Raw genomic sequence first — 25,483 nt, forward strand, 5'->3', positions numbered from 1 at the left:
ATCAATGAGCATCATTGAGAGTTGCTGTCGTTGCCGGCAAGCAGCAGGACGACTTGGTTGCCTGTGCACCGGTCGCGGTTGCTGGCGGAAGCGCGATCACCGCGCCAATGACGAACAGGATGCCGCTGAAAATTGGCAGCAATACCTTCAACCAGGTGAAGGTCGTTCCCAAGTGAGTGATCTTTGCAGAGAAGGGCCACTCGGAAGGAATTCGTTCCGCCACCTCCCACCTGTCAGCCCACTTCGCCCTATCGTGCGCAGCCGCGTAGAACTCTTTGTAAGTGACGCGCGACACCCAGAACGCACCTACTAGACTCACGAGAACCGCCGCCAAAGCAGTAGTGATTGAGGAAATCGCCCAAACATTTCCAAACAGGGCTCGGCTTCCGCCGCTGATCGCCCAGTTCGCTGCGATCAGAGCAATACAGCTCTGGAAGCTGATGTCGGTGATTTTCGATGTCCAGTATGCATAACTGGTTTCAAGCGACTTAAGCCCGTCAGCGGGAGACTCGTAACGCCGCTTATCGCGGGGAGATTCTTGGGTGGATGACATTTATCCGCCGGACCCAATTCCGATGTTCGCAGCGGCCTTAGCCACCTTGCGGCCCACCTTCTTAACCGCGGTCCTTAGCCGCTTTGCCGCGGTTTTTTTTGCCGAAGACTTAGCAGTTTTTTTCGCGGCCTTTTTGACTGATTTCTTGGCCGCTTTTTTGACAGACTTCTTAGCTGCAGTCTTTCGAACGGCCTTTTTCGCGGACTTCTTGGCTGCTTTTTTCGTGGCCACCGGTTCCCCCTAATTTGGCTCGCTAGACGCCTCTCTTCCGTCCTTCACCCGCACTTGCTGTAACCGCAGTTAAGGCACGTCGCACACCCATCCATGATCACCACGGCCTTCGTCGAGCACTTGTGGCACATCGTCGCGCTCGGCGGGAAGCTCGCGCCTTCGCCGGTGACTTCGATCACTTCTTCGGTGCGTGCATCCGAGCCCGTCGCCAGGCCCAGGCTCACTTCACTGTTTTTTTTTGAGGCGCGGTTTTCGTAGGCGGCGCGCTTCTCGGCGATGAGCGCGCGTTGCGCGGGGCTCATCTCGGGGTCGTGGATCAGGCCGATCGACTTCATGTGTTCTTCGACGATCGCGCCGAGTTCGGCCACCAGCGAGGGCATGTAGACGCCGCCGGCCTTGAAGTAGCCGCCGCGGGGGTCGAAGACGGCCTTCATTTCTTCCACCAGGAACGTCACGTCGCCGCCCTTGCGGAACACGGCGGACATGATGCGCGTGAGCGCGACGATCCACTGGAAGTGCTCCATCGACTTGGAGTTGATGAAGATCTCGAACGGGCGGCGCAGTTCGTGCTCGGTGCCGGCGTTGAGCACGATGTCGTTGATCGTCACGTACATGGCGTGTTCGACCAGCGGCGACTTGATCTTGTAGGTGCTGCCGATCAGGACTTCCGGGCGCTCGATGCGCTCGTGCATCTGGATGACGTCGGCCGTCGGGAGCTGCGCTTCCACCGCGGCGCGGGCGACGGCTTCGGCTTTCGCTTCGCGTGCCTTGTCGTCGGCGGTGATGACGGCGTAGCCCTTGATCTTCTTGTCGATTTTGACGGCCATGTGCGTTCTCTAAATTGGGTCGAAAATCCCCTCCCGCAACACGCGGGAGGGGATGGTGTCGCTTACGCGCGCTTGCGCGCGGTCTTGCGGGCGCCGCCCTTGCGAGCGGGGGCCTTGCGGGCGGTGGTCTTGCGACCGGTCGCCTTGCGGGCCGTCTTCTTCACTGCGCGCTTGGTGGCGGCCTTCTTGGCGGCGACCTTGCGGCCGGCTTTCTTCGCCGTCCGCTTCATCGCCGTCTTCTTGGCTGCAACCTTCCGCGTGACCTTCTTGGCGGCCTTCTTGACCGAACGCTTGGCGGCGGCCTTCTTGCCGGCGACCTTGCGCGTGGCCTTCTTGCCCGCGCGCTTGGCGGCGGCCTTCTTGCCGGCCACCTTGCGCTTGAGCGTTGCGGCTTCCTTCTTCGCCGCAGCGGAGGCCGCGGTGAGCTTCTTCTTCGCCTTGGTCACTGCCTTCTTGGCGGACTTGGCCGCCTTGGAAGCCGTCTTCTTCGCACCAGACACTGCCTTGCCCGCGCGCTTGGCGACGGACTTGGCGGTTTCGACCACCGTGTCGGCGGCGTTGGAAAGGGTCGCCGTGACCCCGTTGCCGTTGCTCATTTGGCCTCCTGTTGGCCGTTGGCTTGTGGAACAACGCGATCCTATACCCGTCACATGCGTGAACACATGGTCAGCATGTGATCGGGCCGGCGTCAGAACTTCCCGTAATAGCCTTCCTTCAGCGCGTCGAACAGGTTGGCGGCGGTGTGCATTTCGCCGTCGTATTCGATCTGTTCGTTGCCCTTGACCTCCAGCACCGAGCCGTCTTCCAGCTCGAAACGGTAGGTCGTGTTTTCCAGGTCCGCTTCCTTGACCAGCACGCCCTGGAAGGCGGCGGGGTTGAAGCGGAACGTGGTGCAGCCCTTCAGGCCTTGCTGGTGGGCGTAGCGGTAGATGTCCTTGAAGTCTTCGTACGGGTAGTCCGTGGGGACGTTGGCCGTCTTGGAGATCGAGGAGTCCACCCACTTCTGCGCGGCGGCCTGCACGTCGACGTGTTCCTTCGGCGAGATGTCGTCGGCGGAGATGAAGTATTCAGGCAGCTTGGCTTCGGCGGTGTCGGCGAAGGGCATCGCCTTCTGGTTCACCAGCTCGCGGTAGGCCAGCAGCTCGAAGGAGTAGACGTCCACCTTCTCCTTGGTCTTCTTGCCTTCGCGGATGACGTTGCGGCTGTAGTGGTGCGCGAACGACGGCTCGATGCCGTTGGAGGCGTTGTTGGCCAGCGACAGCGAGATCGTGCCGGTCGGGGCGATCGAGGAGTGGTGCGTGAAGCGCGCGCCGACTTCGGCGAGCTCCTCCACCAGCTCCGGCGCCACTTCGGCCACGCGCTGCATGTAGCGCGAGTACTTGGCGTGCAGCAGCTTGCCTTCGATTTCCTGGCCGGCCTTCCAGCCGTCCTTCGCCATCTCCGGGCGCTTGCGCAGCATCTCGGCGGTGACGGGGAAGCGCTCTTCCATGATCGGCGCGGCGCCCTTTTCCTTCGCCAGCGACAGGCCCATTTCCCAGCCGGCCACCGCCATGTCGCGCGCGATGCGTTCGGTGAACTCGCACGACTCCTTCGAGCCGTACTTCATGCGCAGCATGGTCATCGTGCTGCCCAGGCCGAGGAAGCCCATGCCGTGGCGGCGCTTGCGCATGATTTCGTTGCGCTGCTGTTCCAGCGGCAGGCCGTTCACTTCGACCACGTTGTCGAGCATGCGGGTGAACACGCGCACGACTTCCTTGTATTCCTCCCAGTCGAACTCCGCCTGGTCGGTGAAGGCATTGCGCACGAACTTGGTGAGGTTCACCGAGCCGAGCAGGCACGCGCCGTAGGCCGGCAGGGGCTGCTCGCCGCAGGGATTGGTCGCGCGGATGTTCTCGCACCACCAGTTGTTGTTCATCTCGTTGACGCGGTCGATCAGGATGAAGCCCGGCTCGGCGTAATCGTACGTCGAGACCATGATCATGTCCCACAGGTGCCGCGCGCGGATGTGGCCGTAGATCTTGCAGGCCACCAGGCCGTCGTCGCGCACGATGTAGTTCTTGTGCGTCGGCCATTCGCGCCAGACGACCTGGCTGGCGTCGGTCAGGTCGGTGTCGCCCTGTTCCTTGATGTTGATCGGGAACACCAGCGGCCAGTCGCCGTCGGATTCCACCGCTTCCATGAAGCCGTCGGTGATCAGCAGCGAGAGGTTGAACTGGCGCAGGCGGCCGTCTTCGCGCTTGGCGCGGATGAAATCCTTCACGTCGGGATGCGAGACGTCGAAGGTGCCCATCTGCGCGCCGCGGCGGCCACCGGCCGAGGAGACGGTGAAACACATCTTGTCGTAGATATCCATGAAGGACATCGGGCCCGACGTGTACGCGCCGGCGCCGGCGACGAACGCGCCGCGCGGGCGGAGCGTCGAGAATTCATAGCCGATGCCGCAGCCGGCCTTCAGCGTCAGGCCCGCTTCGTGCACCTTCTCCAGGATGCCGTCCATCGAGTCTTCGATCGTGCCGGAGACCGTGCAGTTGATCGTCGAGGTGGCGGGCTTGTGTTCCAGGGCGCCGGCGTTGGAGGTGATGCGGCCGGCGGGAATGGCCCCGCGGCGCAGCGCCCATACGAAACGCTCGTGCCAGTACTTCTGCTTCTCCGGCGCGCCTTCGGCTTCGGCCAGGGCCTTCGCCACGCGCTGGTAGGTGCCGTCGATGTCGGCGTCGATCGCCTCGCCCGACTTGGTCTTCAACCGGTACTTCTTGTCCCAGATGTCGGCCGAGGCCGCTTGCATCGGAATGTCCTGGACCGCGTTGTCCATCTTGACCGCCTCGAGGCGCACCGTGCTCATGCTGCTCCTTCTTCTCGTCGTGGCCGGGTCGTGCCCGGTTCTCATCGTTGTGTGTCGCGCTCGGGGCACCTCGGGTTCCACGAAAGCAAGGGGGAAACGCCACCCAACGGCGTGTCCTTCGCTCCCTTCGAACCCTGATTTTCCCCTGACGTAACCGCGATTGCGGTCACGCTTACCGCCTGTGTCGGTGCGATCGGCCCGAAGCCGTGGAACACAACATTCGGGACCGTCCGTTGCCGCCACCACTACATGTTGTGGCGACGAGGAGCGAAACTACGCCCGCGTTGCGCAGCGTGTCAACGACTTGCGAAAAATAATTTGCGTGCTCCAGACGACAGGTGCGGAGGCGCAGAAACGCGGTCGCCCGACGCATCCGGCCACGGGTGTGCGAATAACGCCCGCGTTCAGCATTCCCTTGATTCGATGGCGCACCGCCGCGATTTCACATCGCTGACTCACTTGCCCCCGGGACAATGAACTCATGCGCCACGCACCACTCAAGACGCTCGCTGCCCTCACCCTCGCCGCCGGCTTCGGCGGCTTCGCCGCGACCGCGATCCGCGAGGGCCTGGAAGCGCCCGCGCAGGCCGAGCCGCGCGCCGCGGCTGCCGTTCCGGTGATGGGCGCGTTGCCGACGGCCGTCGACGGCCAGCCGATGCCGTCCCTGGCGCCGATGCTCGAGAAGGTCACGCCGGCGGTGGTCAGCGTGCACACCAAGCAGCGCGTGCGCATCCGCAATCCCTTCGCCGACGACCCGATGTTCCGCCGCCTGTTCCCGCAGGTGCCGCAGGAGCGCATCAACCAGTCGCTCGGTTCGGGCGTGATCGTCGACGCGGCCAAGGGCCTGGTGCTGACCAACCACCATGTGATCGAAGGCGCCGACGAGGTGTCCGTGACGTTGTCGGACGGGCGCACGTTCCCCGCGCAGTTCGTCGGTTCGGATCCCGATACCGACGTCGCGCTGATGCGCATCAGCGCCGACAAGCTCACCGCGTTGCCGCTCGCCAATTCCGACCAGATGCGCGTGGGCGATTTCGTCGTCGCGGTCGGCAACCCGTTCGGCTTCAGCCAGACGGTGACCTCGGGCATCGTCTCGGCGGTCGGGCGCAGCGGGTTGCCGGGCCTGGGCTTCCAGAACTTCATCCAGACCGATGCGTCGATCAACCCGGGCAATTCGGGCGGCGCGCTGGTGAACCTGCGCGGCGAACTCGTCGGCATCAACACCGCGACGTTCAATCCGCAGGGCTCGCGCGCGGGTGACATCGGGCTGGGCTTCGCCATTCCCGCCAATCTCGCCGGCAACGTGATGCGCCAGCTCGCCAGCACGGGCGAAGTGCGGCGCGGCACGCTCGGCATGGAAACGCAGACGGTCGACGATGCGCTCGCCAAGGGCCTCGGCCTGGAATCCACGCGCGGCGCCGTGGTCACGCGCGTGTTCCCGAACTCGGCCGCGGCCGCCGCCGGCGTGCGCGTCGGCGATGTCGTGCTGTCGGCCAACGGTCAGCGCATGGACAGCCGCGAGGCGCTGCACAACTTCGAAGGGCTGCAGGCCGTCGGCAGCGACATCGCGCTCGAACTGCGCCGCGACAAGGCGCCGCTCACCCTCAAGGCCACGTTGCGCGAACAACCGCGCGCCTACGATGGCGTCGTGCTCGATCCGCGCCTGACCGGCGCCACCTTCGCCGAGCTGCCCGAGCGCCTGCGCCAGGCCGGCCTGGACGGCGTGCTCGTCAGTGCGGTCGCACGCGGCAGCCGTGCGGCGCAGAATGGCTTGCAGAAGGACGACGTGGTGCTCGCCGCCACCAGCGGCGAGTTCAGCGACTTGGGTGGCTTCCGCGCCAGTTTCTCGCAATCGCCGCAGCGCCTGGTGCTGCGCGTGCTGCGCGGGAACTCGCGCGGCGACCTCCAGATGCAGTGACCCCCCACACACCGAACGGATGAGGAGAAGGCGATGTCCCCGGACAACAACGGTCGTGCGACCGACGCGATGAAAACGGATCTCGGCGAAGCCGGCCAGCACTTCAAGGGCGCCGCGGTCGCCGCGGGCGATGCGATCAAGGGCGCGGCCACCGCCGCGGGCGATGAAATGCGCCTGGGCAAGGCGCAGATGAAGGCCGAACTCGCCGACGGCACGCTGTCGTCGATTTCCGCCGCCGAGAATCTCGGTGCGGCCTCGCGCGAACAGGTCGACGCGATCATGGACAAGGGCCGCGACCTGATCGACAGCGCCGCCGAGTTGATCCGCGAGCGTCCGCTCGCCTCCTTCGGCGTCGCGTTCGCCGCGGGCTGGATCATCGCCAAGCTCGGTCGCAGCAGCGACAAGTAAGCGGACATCGCGATGACGGGGAGCGATGCCAACGGGGACGGCACTGAAGACGGCGCGCGCGAGCGCGCCGCGCCCGGCATCGCCGATGCGCTGAAGGAACTGGGCGACACCGGCAAGGCGACGTGGGCCGCGGGGCGCGAAGCCGCCACCGCGCTCCGCATCCTGGTCACCGCCGATTTCTCGCTCGCGCGCAGCGCCTTCGGTCGCACCCTCGCATTCACGGCGCTGGCGATCATCTTCGGTGCGTCGGCGTGGTTGTTGCTGACGGCCGCGCTGATCGCGTGGCTGTCGTTGAACGCCGGCTGGGCGTGGTGGATGTCGCTGCTCGTGTGCGGCGTCAGCAGCGTGTTGCTGGCCGGGCTCGCCGGATGGATGGCGGTCCGCTACTTCGAACACACGCGCATGAAGGCCACGCGCCGACAGTTGGCACGCCTTGGGATCGGCGAACTGGGCGACATGACGCCGGACGCAGGTTCCGGCAAATCCGCGAAGGCCGCGGAAGACCAGGTCGAGGCAGCGACCGAAAACGGCAAGAAGAAAGGACTCGGCGTGGACGTCACCCCCCCATGAGCTTCGAAGATCTCCAGAAGAAAGTCCGGCAGGCCGAGGTCGCGCTCGAGGCCAAGGAGCGCCAGGCCGCGGCCGATTGGCGGCAGACCAAGTCGACGTGGCTGCAGGCGTGGACGCCGGGGCGCATCGTCGTCGCCGGTCTCGTCGCGGGTTTCGCCGTCGGCAAGCTCGAACCGGCGAAAAGCGTGGCGAAGGGCAATACGGTGCTGCAGATGCTCACCGCGGTCGCCGGCATGTTCGCCGGCGGAAGCGCGCAGGCCGCCGCCGGCAAGGCCGAAGATGCCGCGCAGTCCGCCGAACAGGTCGCGCAGGCCACGCCGCCGGTGGACGCATGAGCTTCTCCTTCGAAACCGGCACCGACGAACAACCGCCGGCACCGCCACGCCCGCGTTCGACGAACGCGGCAATCGTGCTCGCGGTCCTCGCGGTGGCCTACACGTTGTACGTCGCGCAGGACCTGCTGTTGCCGGTGTTGCTGGCGATGTTCTTCGCGTTGGTGGGCAACCCGATCATCCGCGGGCTGAAGAAGCTCTGGGTGCCGCGCTTCGTGTCCGCGCTGCTCGTGCTCGGATTGGGGATGTTCGGCACCTACATGCTGGGCAAGGAATTGATCCAGCCGGGCGCCGAATGGATCCGCGAGGTGCCCAACGAGTTGCGAGGCCTGGCGCCGAAGCTGCGCTCGCTCACCAAGCCGGTGACCGAAGCCAATCGCGCGGCCGAGAACATCGCGCGCGCCGCGGGCGGCGAAACCGGCACGAAAGTGCAGGTCGTCAAGACCGAGGTGAACGACCCCTACCGCGTGCTGACCGCTACGCCGCGCGTGGTGGCCTCCGTGCTCGCGGTGGTGCTGCTGACGTTCTTCTTCATGGTTTACGGCGGGGACCTGCAACGCAATGCGATCGCATTGTTGCCGGGGCGACAGCAGAAGAAGCTCACGGTCGAGATCCTGCATGCGATCGAAACCGAGATCTCGCGCTACGTGCTGACCATCAGCATCATCAACGTGATCGTCGGCCTGGTGTTCGCCGGGTTGTTGTACGTGCTGCTCGACCTGCCCGCGGACGAGGCGTTGCTGTGGGGCACCATGGCGGGCCTGCTGAACTTCGCGCCCTACGTCGGCCCGCTGATCGGCATCTGCGTGATGCTGGTGATGGGTTTCGTCAGCTACGGGGAGCAGCTGGACGCGTTCGCGCCGGCCGCGCTTTACCTCGGGCTGCACACGCTCGAAGGGCAGATCGTCACGCCCATCGTGCTCGGCCGGCGCATGGCGCTCTCGCCGCTGGTGCTGATCCTGGCGCTGATGGTCTTCGGCTGGCTGTGGGGGATCATCGGGCTGCTGCTCGCGGTGCCGCTGCTGGTGTGCGTCAAGCTGGTGCTGGCGCGGATCGACGGCCTCGAGGGCTGGGCCAAGCTCCTGGAATAGAATGGCCGGGTGAGCCTTCGCATCCGCGCCATCACCCTCGACCTCGACGACACCCTGTGGCCCTTCGCGCCCATCGGCGCGCGCGTCGACTTCGTCCAGCACGACTGGCTGCTCGCCAATTGCCCGCGGACGGCCGAACGGTTTCCCGTCGATGCGATGCGCCGCCTGCGCGATGTCATCAACGCCGAGCATCCGCACCTGGCCCACGACTTCAGCCGGCTGCGCAAGCTCACCCTGGCGCGTGCGATGGAACTGGCGGGCGACGACGTGGCGCATGTCGAACCGGCGTTCGAAGCCTTCTTCGCCGAGCGCAACCGCGTGGAGTGCTATCCCGACGCGATCGACGCGCTGGAGCGCATCGCCGCACGCGTGCCCGTCGCAGCGGTGACCAACGGCAACGCCGACCTCGGACGCATCGGCCTGCGCCATCTGTTCGCGTTCCAGCTCGGCGCCAGCCAGCATGGTGCGCCGAAGCCCGACCCGACGATCTACCGTGCCGCGTGCGAACGCTTGGGGCAAGCGCCGCAGCACGTGCTGCACGTCGGCGACGACATCGATCTCGATGTGGTCGGCGCCGCGCAAGCCGGGCTGCGCACGTGCTGGATCCATCGCAACGACCTGCATCCCGAACCGACGTGGCCGCACGCGCACGTGCGCCCCGACCTCGCCTTTCCCACCCTCGACGCGTTGGCCGACTGGCTGGACGCGCACCTCCAGGACGACGTCGCATGACCGATTCGAACGGCTTCGCGCCGCGTGGCACGCAGGGCTTGCCGCTGTATTGCGTCGAACGCACGGGCTTCGACGCATGGCGGCAGTTGCAGTTGCCCGAGCTCGGGAGCTGGATCGACGCGCATTCCTTCAGCGGAATGTCGGGCAGCGTGTTGTTGCTGCCGGGCAAGGACGGCATCGCTGGCGCGGTGCTCGGCATCGGCGATCCGCTCGATCCCTTCTCCTACGCGCACGCGCCGTTCGCGTTGCCGCCGGGGGATTGGGCGCTGGCCTCCGACCTCGATGGCGACGCATTGCGTGCGTTGCAGCTCGGGTGGGGCCTGGGGTCGTACAAGTTCACGCGCTACAAGACGCCGTTGCGTGCACCGGCGCGCCTGGTTGCAGAACCCGATGCGGAAACGCTGGACGTCCTCGCAGCGAGCCTGCGCGTGCGCGACCTGGTGAACACGCCGGCCGAGGACATGGGGCCGGATCAACTCGAACAAGCGTGCTGTGAGCTGGCGGAAGCCAGCGGCGGGCGCATCGAGGTGATCAGCGGCGACGATCTGCTCAAGCACAACTTCCCCGCGATCCACGCGGTGGGCCGCGCATCGCATCGCGCGCCGCGGCTGATCGCGCTGCACTGGGGCCAGGAAGACGCGCCGAAGCTGACGCTCGTCGGCAAGGGCGTGTGCTTCGACACCGGCGGCCTGGACATCAAGCCGGCCGACGGCATGCGCAACATGAAGAAGGACATGGGCGGCGCGGCGCACGCGATCGCGCTCGCGGGCCTGGTGATGGCGCGCAAGTTGCCCGTGCGTTTGACGCTGTACGTCGCCGCGGTCGAAAACGCGATCGGCCCGATGAGTTACCGCCCGGGCGATGTCGTGCATACGCGCCTGGGCGTCACCGTCGAGATCGACAACACCGATGCCGAAGGGCGCGTGGTGTTGTGCGATGCACTGGCGCGCGCGGCGGAAGACAAGCCCGCGTTGCTGATGGATTTCGCGACGTTGACGGGCGCGGCGCGCATCGCGCTCGGGCCGGACCTGCCGGCGCTGTACGCGAACGACGAGTCGGCGGCCGCGGATTGGATCGAAGCCGCGAGCGCGCAACGCGACCCGGTGTGGCGCATGCCGATGTGGCGGCCGTACCTGCGTTATCTCGTGAGCAACGTAGCGGACTTGGCGAACAGCGGGCCGTCGCGCATGGCGGGCAGCATCACGGCGGCGTTGTACCTGGAGCGCTTCGTCCCGGCGACGCAGGCGTGGACGCACCTGGACGTGTATGCGTGGAACGACACCGATCGCCCGGGCAAGCCGGCGGGCGGGGAAGCGCAGGGGTTGCGTGCGGCCTGGGCGATGCTGAAGCACCGCTTCGGTTGAGGGCTACAGCCAGCCTTTCTGGCGCGCGAGCCGGTAGGCCTCGATGCGGTTTCCGACGCCGAGTTTGCCGATTGCTTCGGACAGATAGTTCCGCACCGTGCCGCTCGACAGATTCAGTTGCGCGGCGATCTCCGAGGCGGACATGCCATCGCCCGCCAGTCGCAGCACCTGCCGTTCGCGGTCGTTGAGCGGATCGGCATCGGTCCATGCATCGATCGCCAGCTGCGGATCGATCGCGCGGCCGCCGCGATGCACCTTGCGTAGCGCTTCGGCCAGGTCCTCCGCGGGCGCATCCTTCAGCAGGTAACCCGACACGCCGGCATCCAGCGCACGCCGCAGGAACCCCGCGCGCGCGAACGTCGTGACGATCACGACCTTCATCGGCAGCGCATGGCGCTGGATGCGTTGCGCGAGTTCGAGACCCGACAAGCCCGGCATTTCGATGTCGGTGACGAGCACGTCGGGCTTCAGGCGTTGCACTTCGCGCCAGGCGGCTTCGCCGTCTGGGGCGGTGCCGATCACTTCGAGGTCGCTTTCCAACGACAGCAGCGCGGACAACGCACCGCGCACGAGCGCCTGGTCTTCGGCCAGCAGGATGCGGATCACGCGGGCAGCCCGACGCGCACGAGCACCTTCGTGCCCTGGCCCTTCGGCGACTCGATGCTCATGGTGCCGCCCATGCAACGCACGCGGTCGCGCATGCCGGCGAGCCCGTTGCCGTCTTCCGCCACGCCGCCGCGCCCGTTGTCTTCCACGCACAAGCGGACACTGCGCGGGTCGGATTCGAACGCGACGCGCGCGCTCGTGGCCTGCGCGTGGCGCGCGATGTTGGTCGCCGCTTCGCGCACGACGAGCGAGAGCCCGCGCTCGATGTCGGGCGGCAGGCCGAGCGGCGGGCCTTCGTATTCGAGGTGGACGTTGGACGATTCGAGCAGCAAGCGCGCCGATGCCAGTTCCGCGGCGAGATCCGCGGACGACCGGATGCCCGTCACCGCGCTGCGCACTTCCGCCAGTGCGTGGCGTGCGACGCGCTCGGCTTCTTCGAGCTCGCGACGCGAAGCGGCCGGGTCGCGCTCGCTCAACTTGCGCGCCAGCTCCAGCTTCAACGTGATCAGCGACAACGTGTGCCCGAGCAGGTCGTGCAGGTCGCGGCCGATGCGTTCGCGCTCGGCCGTGGCCGCCAGGCGCCGGACTTCGTCGTGCGAGAGCTTGAGCGCGATGTCCTTGTCGGCGGCTGCGCGCTCGACGTTGACGATCAGGCCGATGATCAGCGTCATCACCGGCATCCATACGATCATCTGCCACGGGTAGCCGATCAGCGTGGCGATGCCCGCGTACAGCGCGTTGAGCACGAGCCACTGCACGAGATACACCGGGATCGCGCGATGCCGCTTGCCCGCATGCAGCATCACGCAGCCGAAGACGAAATAGCTGATGCCCGACGGATACCAGGGCAGCAACACGAAACACAGCGCCGCCATGCCGTAGGCGTAGCGGTCCGAGATGCGCCGCGAAGACAGCAAGGTCTTCGCGTACAACGCGATGAACACCGGATACGACAGCGCGGTCAGCCCGACCCACTTCCACGTGTAGCCCAGGCCGAACATCGGGGTGATGAACACCCACATCGACCAGAGCAGGTGGACCGCGTCGGTCCACGGCGATTTGCCCTGGCGGATGAGATCGGCGATGGCCGAATCGGGCGCGGGCGCGAAACCGCAGCGCGCGAGCACGCGCGCGATGCGGGGCGGGATCGGTGCGGCGGCGGCCAGGTGCATGCGGCGAATGCTATCAGCCGACCTTGCGCAGGCGACGCGCCGCGAGCCACGAAACACCGACGGTGAAGCCGGCCAGCAGGGCGATGTGCGGCAGCGGTTGCGTATCGACCAGGCCCACCGCGTCGAGCGCGAGCGCGTTGAGGTGGAAGCTCGGAAGTGCGGGCGCGATCGACTGCATCGCCTTGGGCAGGCTCGCGATCGGGAACCACAGGCCCGAGAGGAACGCCATCGGCAGGTAGAGCATGTTGATCACCGCCGGCGCGCCCTGCCCCTTCACCAGCGTGCCGAGCAGCAGGCCCAGCGCGCAGAAGGGCAGCACGCCCGGCACGTTCGACAGATACAGGCCCGCGATCTGCGCGCCGGTCACCGGCACGTGCGCGACGAACACCGCAAGCAGCACGAGCAAGGTCAGCACGCCCGACGCGACGGCCATCGCCATCACCATCTTGCCGGCGAGATACGCGAACGGCGGCATGGGCATCGCGCGCTTCAGCGTCAGCAGGCCGTTCTCGCGTTCCATGGCCATCGACACGCCGAAGCCGAACAATCCCGGTGCCATGACGCCAAAGGTGCCGTACGCGGCGAGCAGATAACGCCCCGCTTCGCTGCCCGGCCGCGCGAGGAACACGCCGAACATCAGGTAGAACACCGTCGGGAACAACAACGTCGGCAACATGAAGCCGGGGTTGCGCAGGTAGCGCAGGCATTCGGCGCGCATTTCCTGCAGGTAGGCGTTGAACACGCGGGCGCGCGGCATCTCGGCGACGCGTGGGCGATCGGAAAGGATCGACAGATCGGCGGACATCACGCGGCCTCCTGCAATGCGGCGACGCTGTCGTCGCGGGTGAGTTCGGTGAACGCTTCGGCCAGGCCCGCTGCGCGGACTTCCAGCCCGCGCAGGTCGGCATCCAGCGCGAGCAGGCGGCGCACCACGTCTTCGGCGTGTTCGGTGCTGATGCACAGGCGGTCGCCTTCATGGGCGATCTCCACGACACCCGGCCACGCGCGGATGATGTCTTCCGGCAACTGCGTGTGGCAGCGCACGCGTTTCATCGCCACGCGCGCGCGCAGCGCATCGACGCTGCCTTCGCTGATGATCCGGCCCTTCGCCATGACGCACACGCGGTCGGCGAGCGCTTCGGCTTCTTCCAGGTAATGCGTGGTCAGCACCACGCCGTTGCCTTCGGCGACCAGGTGGCGGATCGCGGCCCAGAGTTTCCCGCGCGCTTCGATATCCATGCCGACGGTGGGTTCGTCGAGGAACAGCAGCTTCGGGCGCCCGCACAGCGCGAGCGCGAATTGCACGCGCCGTTGCTGTCCGCCCGACAACTTGCCGTACGGCCGCTTGAGCAGATCGGCGACGCCCGCCAGATCCGCGCTTTCCTGCACGCTGCGCGGCGCCGGGTAATAGCTGCTGGCCAGGCGAATCAGTTCGCCGACGCGCAAGGTCGCCGGCAGTTGCGCGTCCTGCAACATCACGCCGATATGGCGGCGGGCGGCGATGTCCTGCGGATCCTGTCCGAACAATTCGACCGTGCCGCCGTCGGCGCGCAACAGGCCCAGGAACAGGCCGATCGCCGTCGTCTTGCCGGCGCCGTTGGGGCCGAGCAGCGCGAGCAGCTCGCCGCCGCGCAGTTTCAGGTCCACGCCGTCCAGCGCGCGGACCTTGCCGTAGGACTTGCTCGCCTGGTGCAGTCTCGCAAGCGCGAGATCGGGGCCGGCCATGTCGACGCTCCTGGTGGATGTGGGACGGATGCTGCGCTTGCACAAGCGCGCGTCCCAGTCAGGGGTTTCATGGAAACGACATGACAGGCGTCAGGTGCGCCGGTGGGCCGCCTTCCGTACGCTGCGCCCCGTATCGAATGGCATCCGCCTGCCCGCTTGGTCACACTAGGCGCCTCCCCCCGTCCTTGGGTCCTCAATGTCCAACGCTTCCGCCGATCTGTTGAAGGAACTGCGCATCGACCGCAGTGCACCGCTGCCCGCGCCGAACAAGCGCAAGCGCTGGGTGTTCGTGGCGATCGGTGCGGGTGTGCTGGCGACCACGCTCGGTGCGTGGGTCGCGCTCGGCCGCGACAAGCCCATCGAGGTCAAGACGGCGGATGTCGTCGCGCTCGGCGACGGCGGCAGCGCGTCGGCCGCGGTGCTCGATGCCACCGGTTACGTCGTCGCGCGTCGCATGGCGACGGTGTCGGCGAAGATCACCGGCAAGGTGCGCGAAGTGCTGATCGAAGAAGGCCAGCATGTCGAAGCCGGCCAGGTGCTCGCGACGCTCGACCCGGTCGATGCGGATGCCGAACGGAATCTTGCGTCCTCGCAGGTCGGCGCCGCCGAAAGCCAGATCGCCGGTGTGCGCGCGCAATTGCGCGAAGCCGAAGCCAACGTCGTGCGCCTGAACGGCCTGGTGAAGCAACAGCTCGTCGCGAAGGCGCAATACGACCAGGCCGTCGCCGAACGCGATTCGTTGCGCGCGCAGTTGCTCACCTCGCAACGCAATGCCCGTGTCGCGGGCGATCGCCTGCGCATCGCCGACCAGGGCGTCGACAACACCGTCGTGCGTGCGCCCTTCGCCGGCGTGATCATCGCCAAGGCCGCGCAGCCGGGCGAGATCGTTTCGCCGATGTCGGCGGGCGGCGGATTCACGCGCACGGGCATCGGCACGATCGTGGACATGGATTCGCTCGAAGTCGAGGTCGAAGTCGGCGAAGCCTTCATCGGCCGCGTGCAGCCAAAGATGCCGGTCGAAGCCACGCTCAATGCGTATCCCGACTGGAGGATCCCGGGCGAAGTCATCGCCATCATCCCCGCCGCCGACCGCGGCAAGGCGACGGTGAAGGTGCGCGTGGCGATCAAGGTGAAGGACGCGCGCATCGTGCCGGACATGGGCGTGAGCGTGAGCTTCCTGGAACCGGGCGCCGACAAGCAGCAGGCGCAGCGGCCGCAGGGCGCGCTCTTGCCGACCAACGCCATCGCGCAACGCGACGGCGTCAAGGTGGCGTTCGTCGCGAGCGGCGACCCGATGGTCGTCGAGCAGCGCACGCTCAAGCTCGGTCGCGCGCTCGCCAACGGGCAGCAGGTGCTCGGCGGCGTCTCCGCCGGCGAGACCGTGATCCTCGACCCTCCCGCCACGTTGCAGGCCGGCGCGCGCGTCAAGCGCGCGCAAGCCGATACCGAACAGCAGTAAGCAGTCTCCATCTCCCCTTCGTCACCGGAGTACCGCATGACCACGCTCGTCAGCATTCGCAACCTGCACAAGACCTACCAGCGCGGCCCGGAAAAGGTCGACGTCCTCCACGGCATCCAGCTCGACATCGCCGAAGGCGACTTCATCGCGCTCATGGGCCCGTCGGGCTCGGGCAAGTCGACGCTGCTGAACCTGATCGGCGGCCTGGACTCGCCCACCGCGGGCGAGATCGATGTCGGCGGCAAGCGCATCGACCAGATGTCCGCGGGCCAACTCTCGCAGTGGCGCAGCGACCACGTCGGCTTCGTCTTCCAGTTCTACAACCTGATGCCGATGCTCACGGCGCAGCGCAACGTCGAACTGCCGCTGCTGCTCACCAAGCTCAATGGGGCGCAGCGCCAGCGCAATGCGGACATCGCGCTCCAGCTCGTGGGCCTGGGCGACCGCAAGGCGCACAAGCCGAACGAACTCTCCGGCGGCCAGCAGCAGCGCGTGGCCATCGCGCGCGCCATCGTGTCGGATCCGCAACTGCTGATCTGCGACGAACCCACCGGCGACCTCGACCGCCAGTCCGCCGAGGAGATCCTGCAACTGCTGCAGTTGTTGAACCGCGAGCACGGCAAGACGATCGTGATGGTCACGCACGATCCCAAGGCCGCCGAGTACGCGCGCCACACGCTGCACCTCGACAAGGGCACCCTCGTCGAACAGACGCAGTACGCCTGAGGGCCGACGCCATGAAATATCTGCATCTGATCTGGGCCGAGTTGTTCCGGCGCAAGACGCGCACCGTGCTCACCCTGTTGTCGATCCTGGCCGCGTTCCTGTTGTTCGGCCTGCTCAACGGCGTGCGTGAATCGTTCAACGACGCGGGCAAGAGCGTGGCGGGCGCCTCGCGCCTGCAAACCGGCTCGAAGCTCTCCTTCATCCAGACGCTGCCGCTGGCGCTGGACCAGCGCATCAAGAACGTCGACGGCGTCGACGCGGTGACCTACGCCAACTGGTTCGGCGGCGCCTACCAGGACCCGCGCAACCAGATCTTCAGCTTCGCGGTGGCACCGAACTACCTGGACCTGTATCCGGAGATCGCGGTCGATCCGGCGCAGCGCGAGAAGTTCAACAACACGCGCACCGGCATCCTCGTCGGCGAACAGCTGATGACGCGCTTCAAGTGGAAGGTCGGGCAGAAGATCCCGTTGCAGTCGACGATCTTCCCCAACCGCGACGGCACGAAGAACTGGGACTTCGAGATCGTCGGCACGATGGCGGCGAAGGACAAGAAGGCCGCCGGCTGGTACGACGGCCTGATCATCATGCAATGGAAGTACTTCGACGAATCCACGCCCTACAACCGCGGCGACGTGGGTTGGTACGTGGTGCGCGTCAAGGACCCGGCGCAGGCCGACCGCGTGTCGAAGGCCATCGATCAGCTCTCGCTCAATTCGCCGAACGAAACCAAGACGATGACCGAGGCGGCCTCCTTCGCCAACTGGATGAAGCAGACCGCGGACATCGGGCTGATCGTCGGTTCGATCATGGGCGCGGTGTTCTTCACGTTACTGCTGCTCACCGGCAACACGATGGCGCAGGCGGTGCGCGAGCGCATTCCGGAACTCGCCGTGCTCAAGACGATCGGCTTCACCAACGGGCAGGTGCTCGGGTTGGTGCTTGCCGAATCGATCCTGCTGGTGGTGATCGGCGGCGTGCTGGGCCTGGGGCTGGCGGCGGTGCTCGGCCCGATCCTCGGCGCGGGTTCGCAGGGGATGATCAACATGCCGCCGGTGGGGCTGGCGAGCTGGACGCTCGGGCTGATGCTGATGGCCGGCATCGGATTGCTGGTGGGGGCACTGCCCGCGATGCGGGCGATGCGTTTGAACATCGTCGACGCACTGTCGGGCCGCTGAGGAGCACGCCATGAACAAGTTGCAACCGTTCCTGTGGGGCCTGTTGATGTTCGTCGTGGTCATCGTCGGCATCGGGGCATGGCTCACGCTGCCCTGGTACGTCTCGGTCGGCCTGTTCGCGCTGCTCGCCGTGTGGATGGCGACGACGCGTCGCGGCCGCCAGGCGGCCTCCGTCGCACAAGTGGGCATCAGCACGATCAAGGAGCGCCTGGGGTCCTCGTCGGTCATCGTGATCGGCATCGCCGGTGTCGTGGCGGTGCTGGTGGCGATGTTCGCGATGGCCGAGGGCTACCGTGCGACGCTCGCGCGCAGCGGCAGCCCGGACACGGCGATCGTGCTGCGCGGCGCATCGGCGTCGGAAGTGATGTCGACGTTGGAGCGCGATAGCCTCAACGCGATCACCGGCACGCCGGGCATCGCGCGCGACGCGCAGGGCCGCCCGATCGCGTCGGCGGAAATCGTCGTCGCTGCCAACCTGCCGCTCATGGGCGGCGGTGAGAACGAGGACGGCAGCGTGCAGTTGCGCGGCGTCGGCGACCAGGCCTTCGCGGTGCGTCCCGGCCTGAAGATCGTCAAGGGCCGTCGTTTCGAAACGGGCCGTCGCGAAGTAATCGTCGGACAGGGTGCGAAGCGCCAGTTCGCGGGCCTGGATGTCGGCAAGCAGATCAAGCTCGGCAGCGAAACGTGGACGGTCGTCGGCGAGTTCGCCTCGGGCGATGCGATGGATTCGGAAGTGTGGGGCGATGGCGACATCGTCGCTTCGACCTACCGCCGTGGCAGCACGCGCACGTCTGTGACGGCAAAGCTGACGAATCCGGCCGCGTTCAAGGCGTTCAAGGCGTCGCTCGACGCCGACCCGCGGCTGGACACCGACGCGATGACCACCAACGAGTACTTCGCCAAGCAGTCCGAGCAGATGGTGAAGATCATCCGCATCATCGGCATCGTCGTCGGCGCGATCATGGCCATCGGCGCGGTGTTCGGCGCGCTCAACACGATGTTCGCCACCGTCGCCACGCGCGCGCGCGAAATCGCCACGTTGCGCGCACTGGGTTTCCGCAGCGTGCCCGTGGTGGTCGCGGTCATGCTCGAGACGATGTTGCTCGCGCTGATCGGCGGATTGATCGGCGGCGTGATCGCCTGGTTGATCTTCAACGGGTTCACCGCCTCGACCATCGCCGGCGGCGTCGGCCAGCTGACCTTCAAGTTCTCCGTCTCGCCGGGCGTGCTGTGGGAAGGCCTGAAGTGGGCGCTGGCGATCGGCTTCGTCGGCGGGTTGTTCCCGGCGGTGCGCGCGGCGCGGATGCCGGTGACCGAGGCATTGCGCGCCGCCTGATCCGGAGTGCAACGGTTGTCACGAAAGCGGCGCTCCGGCGCCGCTTTTTTTTCAGCCGGTCTGCTTGCAGGGTTTCCGGACGCGCTGCACCGACGGCGGGTACTTCCCGAGCAGGTGCGCCGCGCGCGTCGGGCGCGGTGCGAAGGTGCCACCGCAATTGGGGCAGCGGCCCTTGAGGATGCCCGTCGCGCAGTCCGCGCAGAAGGTGCACTCGAACGAACAGATCACCGCGTCGTGCGCGTTCGGCGGAAGGTCCTTGTCGCAGCATTCGCAGTTGGGGCGCATCTGCAGCATGGCGGGATCTCAGCGGGGGGAGTCGTGTGCGGGGACGAGCGTGGCGCGTGCGTTGGCACGGCGCGCGCGAAGCGCGCCATCCACCGCGAAGATCGCCAGCGCGACCCAGATGCAGGCAAAGCCGATGGCGCGGTCGCCGTCGAAGGCTTCGTGGAAGACGAACACGCCGAGCAGGAACTGCATGGTCGGCGCGATGTATTGCAGCAGGCCGACGATCGACAGCGGCACGCGCCGCACGGCGTAGGCGAAGCCCACCAGCGGCAGCGCGGTCAGGCCGCCGCTGACGACCAGCATCGCGCTCATCGCCAGGCCGTAGCCGTCGAAGAAGCCGCCCTGCCCGTGCGTTTCGCTCCACGCGAGCATCGCGGCCACCGGCAGGAACAGGTACGCGCCCTCGACGCCGAGGCCGGAGACCGAATCGACCGCCGCGAGCTTGCGGATCAGGCCGTACAGCGCGAACGACCCGGCGAGCGCCAACGCGATCCACGGCAACTGCCCGAAGCGCAGCGTGAGCCACGCGACGCCGAGCGTCGCGATCGCCACCGACACCCACTGCGCGCGGCCGAGGCGTTCGCGCAGGAACGCAACGCCCAGCAACACGTTGAGCAACGGATTGATGAAATAGCCCAGGCTCGTCTCGACGACGTGCCCCGCGTTGACGGCCCAGATGTACAGGCCCCAGTTGAAGCCGATCAGCACGCCCGAGAGCGCGAGCATCCACCATGTGTGCGGTTTCGACAGCGCCTGCTTCAGCCAGCCGCGACCGTCGCGCCAGAACAGGAACGCGCCGACGATCACCGCGCTCCACAGGATGCGATGCAGCACGATCTGGAACGAAGGCACCGACTTCATCAGGTGCCACCACAGCGGCATGACGCCCCACGCGAGGAAGGCGCCGATGGCGACCCACAGGCCGCGACGATCCAGCGGTTGGTCGCTCATGCCGCGGGCTCCTGCGCTGCCTCGCGCACCGCCGCGGGCACCGGCGGCGCCGTGCGCGCCTTCGCGAGCGTGATCAGCACGACGCCGGCGAGGATCACCGCCATCGCGCCGAGGTCGTGCGTGGTGAACGATTCGCCGCCGATCAGGAAACCGATCAGCACCGCGAGCGGCGGATTGACGTACGCATAGCTGGTGGCGAGCGCGGGCCGCACGTGGTGCAGCAGCCAGATGTAGGCAGTGAAGCCGAAGATCGAACCGGCGACGACGAGATACAACAAGGCGGCGGTCGATTCGACGCTCGGCATCGTCGTGATGCGCTCGCCGGCGACCAGCGCGACGACGACCAGCCACAACGTGCCGACCATCATCTGCCCGGCGGCTGCCATGAACGGCTCCGGCAGATCCTGGTCGCGCGACCAGATCGAGCCCCACGCCCACGCGATGGGCGCGATGATCAGACACACCAGGCCGACCGTCGAACCGGACAACTCGCCGCCCACGCTCAACCAGATCACGCCGAGGAAGCCGATGAGCAGCCCCGCCCATTCCATGCGCGAGGGATGGCGGCCCTTGAGCATCGCGAAGACGCCCGCGAACAACGGCATCGACGCCACTGCGATCGCCGCCAGGCCCGAACCGACTTGCGTCTCGGCCTTGTTCACCAGCGCGTTGGACAGCACGACCATGAAGATCGAAAGCTTGGCGAGCGTGAACCATTGTTTCTTCGTCGGCGCGGGCACGCCGCGCATGCGCAGCACCGCGTACATGATCGAACCGGCGATGGCCATGCGGATCGCGGCCAGCAGGAACGGCGGATAGCCGTGCAGCGCGAAGCGGATCGCGAGGTACGTCGAACCCCACAGGATGTAGACCGACGCGAGCGCCAGGCCGATTGCGAGCGGCGTTGCGGGTTTCAGCGGGGTGCTGCTCATTCTTGGCCCTTGGCGGCCAGCCATTGCAGGCCGGACAGATGTTGGTGGTCGTGGCTGCACAACAGATGCATCAGGCCGCGCACGGTGATGGGCCCGTAGCCTTCGAACTGCGCGGGGCGATCGAGTTGTTCGGCCGTCAACGCGGACAGCATTCCGACGGTGTGCGCACGCGCATCGGCAAATTCGTCGAGCGCCTGTTCCGCGGTGCCGCGCTCGCCTTTCGACGCGGCGAGCGCGTAGCTGTCGATGTCCGCGAGCACGGGCGCGTCTTCCTCCAGCGTGCGGCGGAAGCGGACGTGATAGCCGTCGCGCTCGATGTCGCGCACGTGCCAGAGTTGTTCCAGCGGATCGAAATGCTCGCTCGGACAACCGTCCCAGGTAGCGGGCCGGAAGCGGGCGCGGGCGGGCGGAATCGTGGCGTAATGCGTGCGCAGGTGTTGCGGGAACTGCGCGAGGGCCGCGATGAGCGCGGCGATCGACTGCTGCATGGGGGGTGCCCGACGGGGAGGAGGTCGGAAGCGCACAGCCTATCGGCCCGCCCAGAATCGCGCTTGAAAATTCGTGCGCCTGCGCGCAAGAATCTTGCAAGGCGCGGGAACGCGCGTCACCACTGGCGAGACACGATGTCGACGACGCCCATTGCGCTGGACGAATTCGACCACCGGCTGCTGGAGCTGTTGCAGCACGATGCGGACGCGACGTTGTCCGCGCTCGGCGACGAGGTGGGCCTGTCGGCCAGCGCCGTGCAGCGGCGCATCAAGCGCTATCGCGAGTCGGGCCTGATGCGGCAGGTGGCGGTGCTCAACCCGGCGATGCTCGGGAGCATCACGCTGGCGGCCGTGCTGGTGGCGCTGGACCGCGAGTCGGCGCGCCACCACGCCGCGTTCTACGCGCGCATGCGCAACGCCACCGAAGTGCAGCAGTGCTACGTGCTGGCGGGCGAATGGGATTATCTCGTGATCCTCGCGACCACCGGCCTGCCACACACGCGCGAGGTGGCGGAGCGCTTGTTCGGCACGGATGAAACGTTGAAGCGCTACGAGACGCGCATGGTGTTCGAGCCGATCAAGCTCGGGTTGCAGTTGCCGACGCGGGCGCCGGTGAAGAAGAAAAAGTGATGGCGGACTACGCCGCTTTCTCCCGGCGCAGGATCGCTTCCTTCAGCGGCAGGCCCCAGCGGTAGCCGCCGAGCGTGCCGTCGTTGCGGACGACGCGGTGGCACGGGACGAGGATCGCGATGCGGTTGAGTGCGCAGGCGCGTGCGATGGCGCGTGCGCCTTGCGGCGTGCCGAGCTCGTTGGCCAATTTGGAGTAGCTGCGCGTCTGCCCGCGCGGGATGCGCATCAACGCGTCCCATACCTTCTTCTGGAATGCGGTACCGAGCAGGTCGACGTCCACGTGCGCCTGCTTGCCCGCGAGGACGTCGGCCACCGCGCGCACGCGCGGCGCCAGGAATTCATCGCGGCCGGCATCGACGCGCTCCAGCTGCGCGTGCGGGAACTCGATATGCAGCTTGCGCGCCAGGGCGTCGGCTTCGCCGCCGAGTTCCACCATGCAGATGCCGCGCTGCGTGGTGGCGACCAGCGCCTGCCCCAGCGCAGTGTCGACGATGCTCCAGCGGATCTGTTCGCCCGCGCCGCCGGAGCGGTAGCGCGCCGGCGTCATGCCCAGGCGCGCCGCGCCGGCTTCGTACACGCGCGAGGGCGAGCCGTAGCCCGCGTCGTACAACGCACCACTGACGTCGTCGCCGTCGCGCAACGCAGTCTTGAGCGCACCGAGCTTGCGCTGCGCGAGGTATTGCGCCGGACTGAGCCCGAAGCGCGCGGTGAAACTGCGCTGCAGATGCGAGGCGCTGAGCCCGACGATGTCGGCGAGCGCTTCGAGCGTCGGCTCGTCCGCATCCAGCACGCGACGTGCGTGCTCGAGTTTGCGGATGGTGATGTCGCTGGCCTTGGTCGCGGTCATGTCCATGGGGGAAAACGATACGGGCGCCCGAAGGCGCCCGCTATCCGATTCTTGCCCGCCGCGATGTCGGGAAACCCCGACATCCGACTCATTCCGACCAGTGGCCCATCGTGCGCGAGGCCGGCAGCACCTGCTGCGAGAGCTTCTGGTCGTTGGTGAGCAGCGTGAGCGCGTCGGCGAGGATCGCGGCGGACTCGCGCAGCAGCGGATCCGGGCGCTTCTCTTCGAGCTTCTCGCGCTTGGCGTCTTCGGCGATGTTGCGCTCGTTGGCCTGCAGGCCGTCGTCCTTGTCCTCGGCGAAAGGATCCAGCGGCAGGCCCAGCGCCTTGCGTTCGGCCTGGCGCTGCTTGCGCTTGGCCTCGAACTTGTCGCGTTCGGCGCGGCGCTCGGCCTCGTTGAGCGAGACGAACTTCTTCTCGGACTCGGCGCGGAACTGCGCGACATCCTCCGACCACCACTGGAATTCCTTGTCCTTCGCCACGCGCGCGGTGTGCAGCGCATCGAGGCGCGGGATGATCGGCGCGAAGTTGCCGTACTGCGTGTGGTCGACCGCCTGGATGCGCGACCACGGCAGCGCGTTGTCGTACGTGCTCTCGCCGAACTCGCTGGCATCCACCGTCACCGGGAAGCGGATGTCCGGCACCACGCCCTTGTGCTGCGTGCTGCTGCCGCTGATGCGGAAGAACTGCGCGATGGTGAGCTTCACCTGGCCGTACTTGTCGCCGTCGTTCTGCGGCCAGCGGTCGAGGTCGATCAGGTTCTGCACCGTGCCCTTGCCGAAGGTGGTCTCGCCGATGACGAGGCCGCGGCCGTAATCCTGGATCGCGCCGGCGAAGATTTCCGACGCCGACGCCGAGCCGCGGTTGATCAGCACCGCGAGCGGGCCGTCCCATGCCACGCCCGCGCGCGTGTCGTCCTCGACGACCACGCGGCCGCCGGATTCGACCACCTGCACCACCGGGCCGCGATCGACGAACAAGCCGGTCAGCTCCACCGCTTCGGTGAGCGAACCGCCGCCGTTGTTGCGCAGGTCGAGCACCACGCCGTCGACCTTCTGCACCTTCAGCTGTGCGAGCAGCTTGGCGACGTCGCGCGTGGCGGAAGCGTAATCGTTGGCGTTCTTCCGGCGTCCCTCGAAGTCCTGGTAGAAGGCCGGCAGCTTGATGACGCCGATCTTGCGCGACGCGCCGCCAGCGACGCCCGGCACGGTGATCGTCTGCGCCTTCGCGGCCTGTTCTTCCAAGCGGATCTTGTCGCGCGTGAGCACCAGGCGCGAGGGCTTCGAATCTGCGGGCATCTCGGCGGACACGACATCCAGGCGTACCGGCGTGCCCTTCTTTCCGCGGATCTGCTCGACGACATCGTCGATGCGCCAGCCGACCACGTCCTTCATTTCGCCCGACGTGCCCTGGCCCACGGCGACGATGCGGTCGCCCGGCTTGAGCTTGCCGCTGCGCGCGGCCGGGCCGCCGACGATGATCTCGCGGATCACGACGGTTTCGTCCTGCTTCTGCAGCACCGCGCCGATGCCTTCCAGCGACAGCGACATCGTCAGGTTGAAGTTGGCCGCGGTGCGGGGATTGAAGTAATCGGTGTGCGGATCGATCGAGTTGGCGTAGGAGGTGAGGAACGTCTGGAAGATGTCCTCGCCGTTGAGATCGTCGATGCCGTTGACGAGGTTGGCGTAACGCTTGTCGAGCGTCTTGCGGATGTCGTCCGGCGCCTTGCCGGCGAGCTTCAGGCGCAGCCAGTCGTTGCGCACCGACTGCGTCCAGATCTTGTCGAGCGTGGCCGCATCGGCCCACGGGGCATCCTTGCGCTCGTAGTCGTAACGGTCGCTGCCGCTGAAATCGAACTTGTCGGTCTTCAGCACCTTGCGCGCATACGCGGTGCGCTCGGCGACGCGCTGCTTGTACACGGCGAACATCGCGTACGCCGCGTCCATCTTGCCGCTCTTGATCGCATCGTCGAGCTGCGTCTGGTACGGCGCGAACTTCGCGATGTCCTGCGCGGTGAAGAACAGCTTCCCCGGATCCATCGCCTCGAGGTAACGCTTGTGGATGTCGCGCGAGAGCGTGTCATCGAGCGCGCGCGGCCGATACGCGAAGCGGCTGTCGGACAACAGGCCGTAGACGAGTTCGGCCGTCTTGGCCTGCGCGGCGCTGGGTGCGCCGGCCAGCGTCGCATCGTCGTCCGCGCCACGCGCGAGCAGCGCGATCGGCGCGGTGAGCGCGAGGGCGAGGGAGATGACAGGCAGGGTCTTGCTGAGCTTCATGGGCG

27 protein-coding genes are annotated in these 25,483 nt (G+C 67.0%); 12 read left to right on the forward strand and 15 right to left on the reverse strand.

What is annotated here, in order from left to right; all coding sequences use genetic code 11:
* Window position 1: 1 nt before the first annotated feature.
* The 5 genes from LF41_RS16830 to LF41_RS14660 all read right to left on the reverse strand — a co-directional run bounded on the left by LF41_RS16830 (window position 2) and on the right by LF41_RS14660 (window position 4,453).
* On the reverse strand, window positions 2–553 hold the full coding sequence (locus LF41_RS16830) for a hypothetical protein (RefSeq protein WP_152600044.1): 552 nt from the start codon (window positions 551–553) through the stop codon (window positions 2–4).
* Entirely contained in the window at window positions 554–784 is a 231-nt protein-coding gene (locus tag LF41_RS17400) for a hypothetical protein (protein WP_202594060.1), read from the reverse strand.
* Between the two features lie 44 nt (window positions 785–828).
* Window positions 829–1,611: a TSCPD domain-containing protein gene (locus LF41_RS14650; protein WP_036171316.1), complete on the reverse strand. Its 783-nt coding sequence runs from the start codon at window positions 1,609–1,611 to the stop codon at window positions 829–831.
* A 62-nt stretch (window positions 1,612–1,673) separates the two neighbouring features.
* Window positions 1,674–2,207 (reverse strand): hypothetical protein, encoded by a 534-nt coding sequence (locus LF41_RS14655; protein WP_036171319.1) that lies wholly within the window; start codon window positions 2,205–2,207, stop codon window positions 1,674–1,676.
* Window positions 2,208–2,299: 92 nt separating this feature from the next.
* Window positions 2,300–4,453: an adenosylcobalamin-dependent ribonucleoside-diphosphate reductase gene (locus tag LF41_RS14660; RefSeq protein ID WP_036171321.1), complete on the reverse strand. Its 2,154-nt coding sequence runs from the start codon at window positions 4,451–4,453 to the stop codon at window positions 2,300–2,302.
* A 481-nt stretch (window positions 4,454–4,934) separates the two neighbouring features.
* On the opposite strand from LF41_RS14660, the gene LF41_RS14665 reads away from it, so the two are divergent.
* Genes LF41_RS14665 through LF41_RS14695 form a run of 7 tightly spaced genes read left to right on the forward strand, consistent with a single transcriptional unit; the run spans window position 4,935 to window position 10,868 of the window.
* Window positions 4,935–6,371: a Do family serine endopeptidase gene (locus LF41_RS14665; RefSeq protein ID WP_036171324.1), complete on the forward strand. Its 1,437-nt coding sequence runs from the start codon at window positions 4,935–4,937 to the stop codon at window positions 6,369–6,371.
* Between the two features lie 33 nt (window positions 6,372–6,404).
* On the forward strand, window positions 6,405–6,779 hold the full coding sequence (locus tag LF41_RS14670; RefSeq protein ID WP_036171326.1) for a hypothetical protein: 375 nt from the start codon (window positions 6,405–6,407) through the stop codon (window positions 6,777–6,779).
* A 12-nt stretch (window positions 6,780–6,791) separates the two neighbouring features.
* On the forward strand, window positions 6,792–7,349 hold the full coding sequence (locus LF41_RS14675) for a phage holin family protein (protein ID WP_052116493.1): 558 nt from the start codon (window positions 6,792–6,794) through the stop codon (window positions 7,347–7,349).
* Window positions 7,346–7,684, forward strand: a complete 339-nt coding sequence (locus tag LF41_RS14680; protein ID WP_052116494.1) for a hypothetical protein — start codon at window positions 7,346–7,348, stop codon at window positions 7,682–7,684. Before LF41_RS14675 ends, LF41_RS14680 begins: the two co-directional genes overlap by 4 nt.
* Window positions 7,681–8,772 (forward strand): AI-2E family transporter, encoded by a 1,092-nt coding sequence (locus LF41_RS14685; protein WP_036171329.1) that lies wholly within the window; start codon window positions 7,681–7,683, stop codon window positions 8,770–8,772. Before LF41_RS14680 ends, LF41_RS14685 begins: the two co-directional genes overlap by 4 nt.
* A gap of 9 nt (window positions 8,773–8,781) precedes the next feature.
* Entirely contained in the window at window positions 8,782–9,504 is a 723-nt protein-coding gene (locus LF41_RS14690) for an HAD family hydrolase (protein ID WP_036171332.1), read from the forward strand.
* Window positions 9,501–10,868 (forward strand): leucyl aminopeptidase family protein, encoded by a 1,368-nt coding sequence (locus tag LF41_RS14695; protein WP_036171335.1) that lies wholly within the window; start codon window positions 9,501–9,503, stop codon window positions 10,866–10,868. The genes LF41_RS14690 and LF41_RS14695 overlap by 4 nt, the downstream gene beginning before the upstream one ends.
* A gap of 3 nt (window positions 10,869–10,871) precedes the next feature.
* Here the strand turns inward: LF41_RS14695 and LF41_RS14700 are convergent, their stop codons facing one another.
* Genes LF41_RS14700 through LF41_RS14715 form a run of 4 tightly spaced genes read right to left on the reverse strand, consistent with a single transcriptional unit; the run spans window position 10,872 to window position 14,371 of the window.
* Window positions 10,872–11,474 (reverse strand): response regulator transcription factor, encoded by a 603-nt coding sequence (locus LF41_RS14700; protein WP_036171338.1) that lies wholly within the window; start codon window positions 11,472–11,474, stop codon window positions 10,872–10,874.
* The gene (locus tag LF41_RS14705) at window positions 11,471–12,646 is read right to left on the reverse strand and encodes a sensor histidine kinase (RefSeq protein WP_084073702.1); all 1,176 of its coding nucleotides are present in this window, start codon (window positions 12,644–12,646) and stop codon (window positions 11,471–11,473) included. Before LF41_RS14705 ends, LF41_RS14700 begins: the two co-directional genes overlap by 4 nt.
* Before the next feature lie 13 nt (window positions 12,647–12,659).
* Complete coding sequence (locus LF41_RS14710; RefSeq protein ID WP_036171341.1) at window positions 12,660–13,451, reverse strand: ABC transporter permease; 792 nt, start codon at window positions 13,449–13,451, stop codon at window positions 12,660–12,662.
* Window positions 13,451–14,371 carry an ABC transporter ATP-binding protein gene (locus LF41_RS14715; protein WP_036171344.1) on the reverse strand — a complete coding sequence of 307 codons (921 nt, stop codon included), beginning with the start codon at window positions 14,369–14,371 and terminating at the stop codon, window positions 13,451–13,453. Before LF41_RS14715 ends, LF41_RS14710 begins: the two co-directional genes overlap by 1 nt.
* 196 nt (window positions 14,372–14,567) lie before the next feature.
* Between LF41_RS14715 and LF41_RS14720 the strand changes: the two genes are divergently transcribed.
* From LF41_RS14720 to LF41_RS14735, 4 genes are read left to right on the forward strand one after another with little or no spacing between them, the layout of a single operon-like run.
* Window positions 14,568–15,830, forward strand: a complete 1,263-nt coding sequence (locus LF41_RS14720; protein ID WP_036171347.1) for an efflux RND transporter periplasmic adaptor subunit — start codon at window positions 14,568–14,570, stop codon at window positions 15,828–15,830.
* Window positions 15,831–15,866: 36 nt separating this feature from the next.
* A complete protein-coding gene (locus LF41_RS14725) occupies window positions 15,867–16,556 on the forward strand; it encodes an ABC transporter ATP-binding protein (protein ID WP_036171351.1) in 690 nt (229 codons plus the stop codon).
* A gap of 11 nt (window positions 16,557–16,567) precedes the next feature.
* Window positions 16,568–17,734 carry an ABC transporter permease gene (locus LF41_RS14730; RefSeq protein WP_036171354.1) on the forward strand — a complete coding sequence of 389 codons (1,167 nt, stop codon included), beginning with the start codon at window positions 16,568–16,570 and terminating at the stop codon, window positions 17,732–17,734.
* Window positions 17,735–17,744: 10 nt separating this feature from the next.
* Window positions 17,745–19,070: an ABC transporter permease gene (locus tag LF41_RS14735; protein WP_202594061.1), complete on the forward strand. Its 1,326-nt coding sequence runs from the start codon at window positions 17,745–17,747 to the stop codon at window positions 19,068–19,070.
* Between the two features lie 51 nt (window positions 19,071–19,121).
* On the opposite strand, the gene LF41_RS14740 is transcribed toward LF41_RS14735, so the two are convergent.
* From LF41_RS14740 to LF41_RS14755, 4 genes are read right to left on the reverse strand one after another with little or no spacing between them, the layout of a single operon-like run.
* Window positions 19,122–19,364 (reverse strand): DUF1272 domain-containing protein, encoded by a 243-nt coding sequence (locus tag LF41_RS14740; protein ID WP_036171356.1) that lies wholly within the window; start codon window positions 19,362–19,364, stop codon window positions 19,122–19,124.
* Between the two features lie 9 nt (window positions 19,365–19,373).
* Window positions 19,374–20,306 carry an EamA family transporter RarD gene (gene rarD, locus LF41_RS14745; RefSeq protein ID WP_052116495.1) on the reverse strand — a complete coding sequence of 311 codons (933 nt, stop codon included), beginning with the start codon at window positions 20,304–20,306 and terminating at the stop codon, window positions 19,374–19,376.
* Entirely contained in the window at window positions 20,303–21,238 is a 936-nt protein-coding gene (yedA, locus tag LF41_RS14750) for a drug/metabolite exporter YedA (RefSeq protein ID WP_052116496.1), read from the reverse strand. The genes rarD and yedA overlap by 4 nt, the downstream gene beginning before the upstream one ends.
* Entirely contained in the window at window positions 21,235–21,726 is a 492-nt protein-coding gene (locus LF41_RS14755) for a DinB family protein (RefSeq protein WP_036171359.1), read from the reverse strand. The genes yedA and LF41_RS14755 overlap by 4 nt, the downstream gene beginning before the upstream one ends.
* 135 nt (window positions 21,727–21,861) lie before the next feature.
* On the opposite strand from LF41_RS14755, the gene LF41_RS14760 reads away from it, so the two are divergent.
* Window positions 21,862–22,356 (forward strand): Lrp/AsnC family transcriptional regulator, encoded by a 495-nt coding sequence (locus LF41_RS14760; RefSeq protein WP_036171363.1) that lies wholly within the window; start codon window positions 21,862–21,864, stop codon window positions 22,354–22,356.
* Between the two features lie 7 nt (window positions 22,357–22,363).
* Here LF41_RS14760 and LF41_RS14765 read toward each other — a convergent pair whose 3' ends face one another.
* The gene (locus LF41_RS14765) at window positions 22,364–23,209 is read right to left on the reverse strand and encodes a methylated-DNA--[protein]-cysteine S-methyltransferase (RefSeq protein ID WP_036171366.1); all 846 of its coding nucleotides are present in this window, start codon (window positions 23,207–23,209) and stop codon (window positions 22,364–22,366) included.
* Window positions 23,210–23,291: 82 nt separating this feature from the next.
* On the reverse strand, window positions 23,292–25,478 hold the full coding sequence (locus LF41_RS14770; protein ID WP_036171369.1) for a carboxy terminal-processing peptidase: 2,187 nt from the start codon (window positions 25,476–25,478) through the stop codon (window positions 23,292–23,294).
* Between the last annotated feature and the right edge of the window lie 5 nt (window positions 25,479–25,483).

Origin of the sequence: Lysobacter dokdonensis DS-58 (genome assembly GCF_000770795.1) — a bacterium.
Lineage (GTDB): Bacteria > Pseudomonadota > Gammaproteobacteria > Xanthomonadales > Xanthomonadaceae > Noviluteimonas > Noviluteimonas dokdonensis.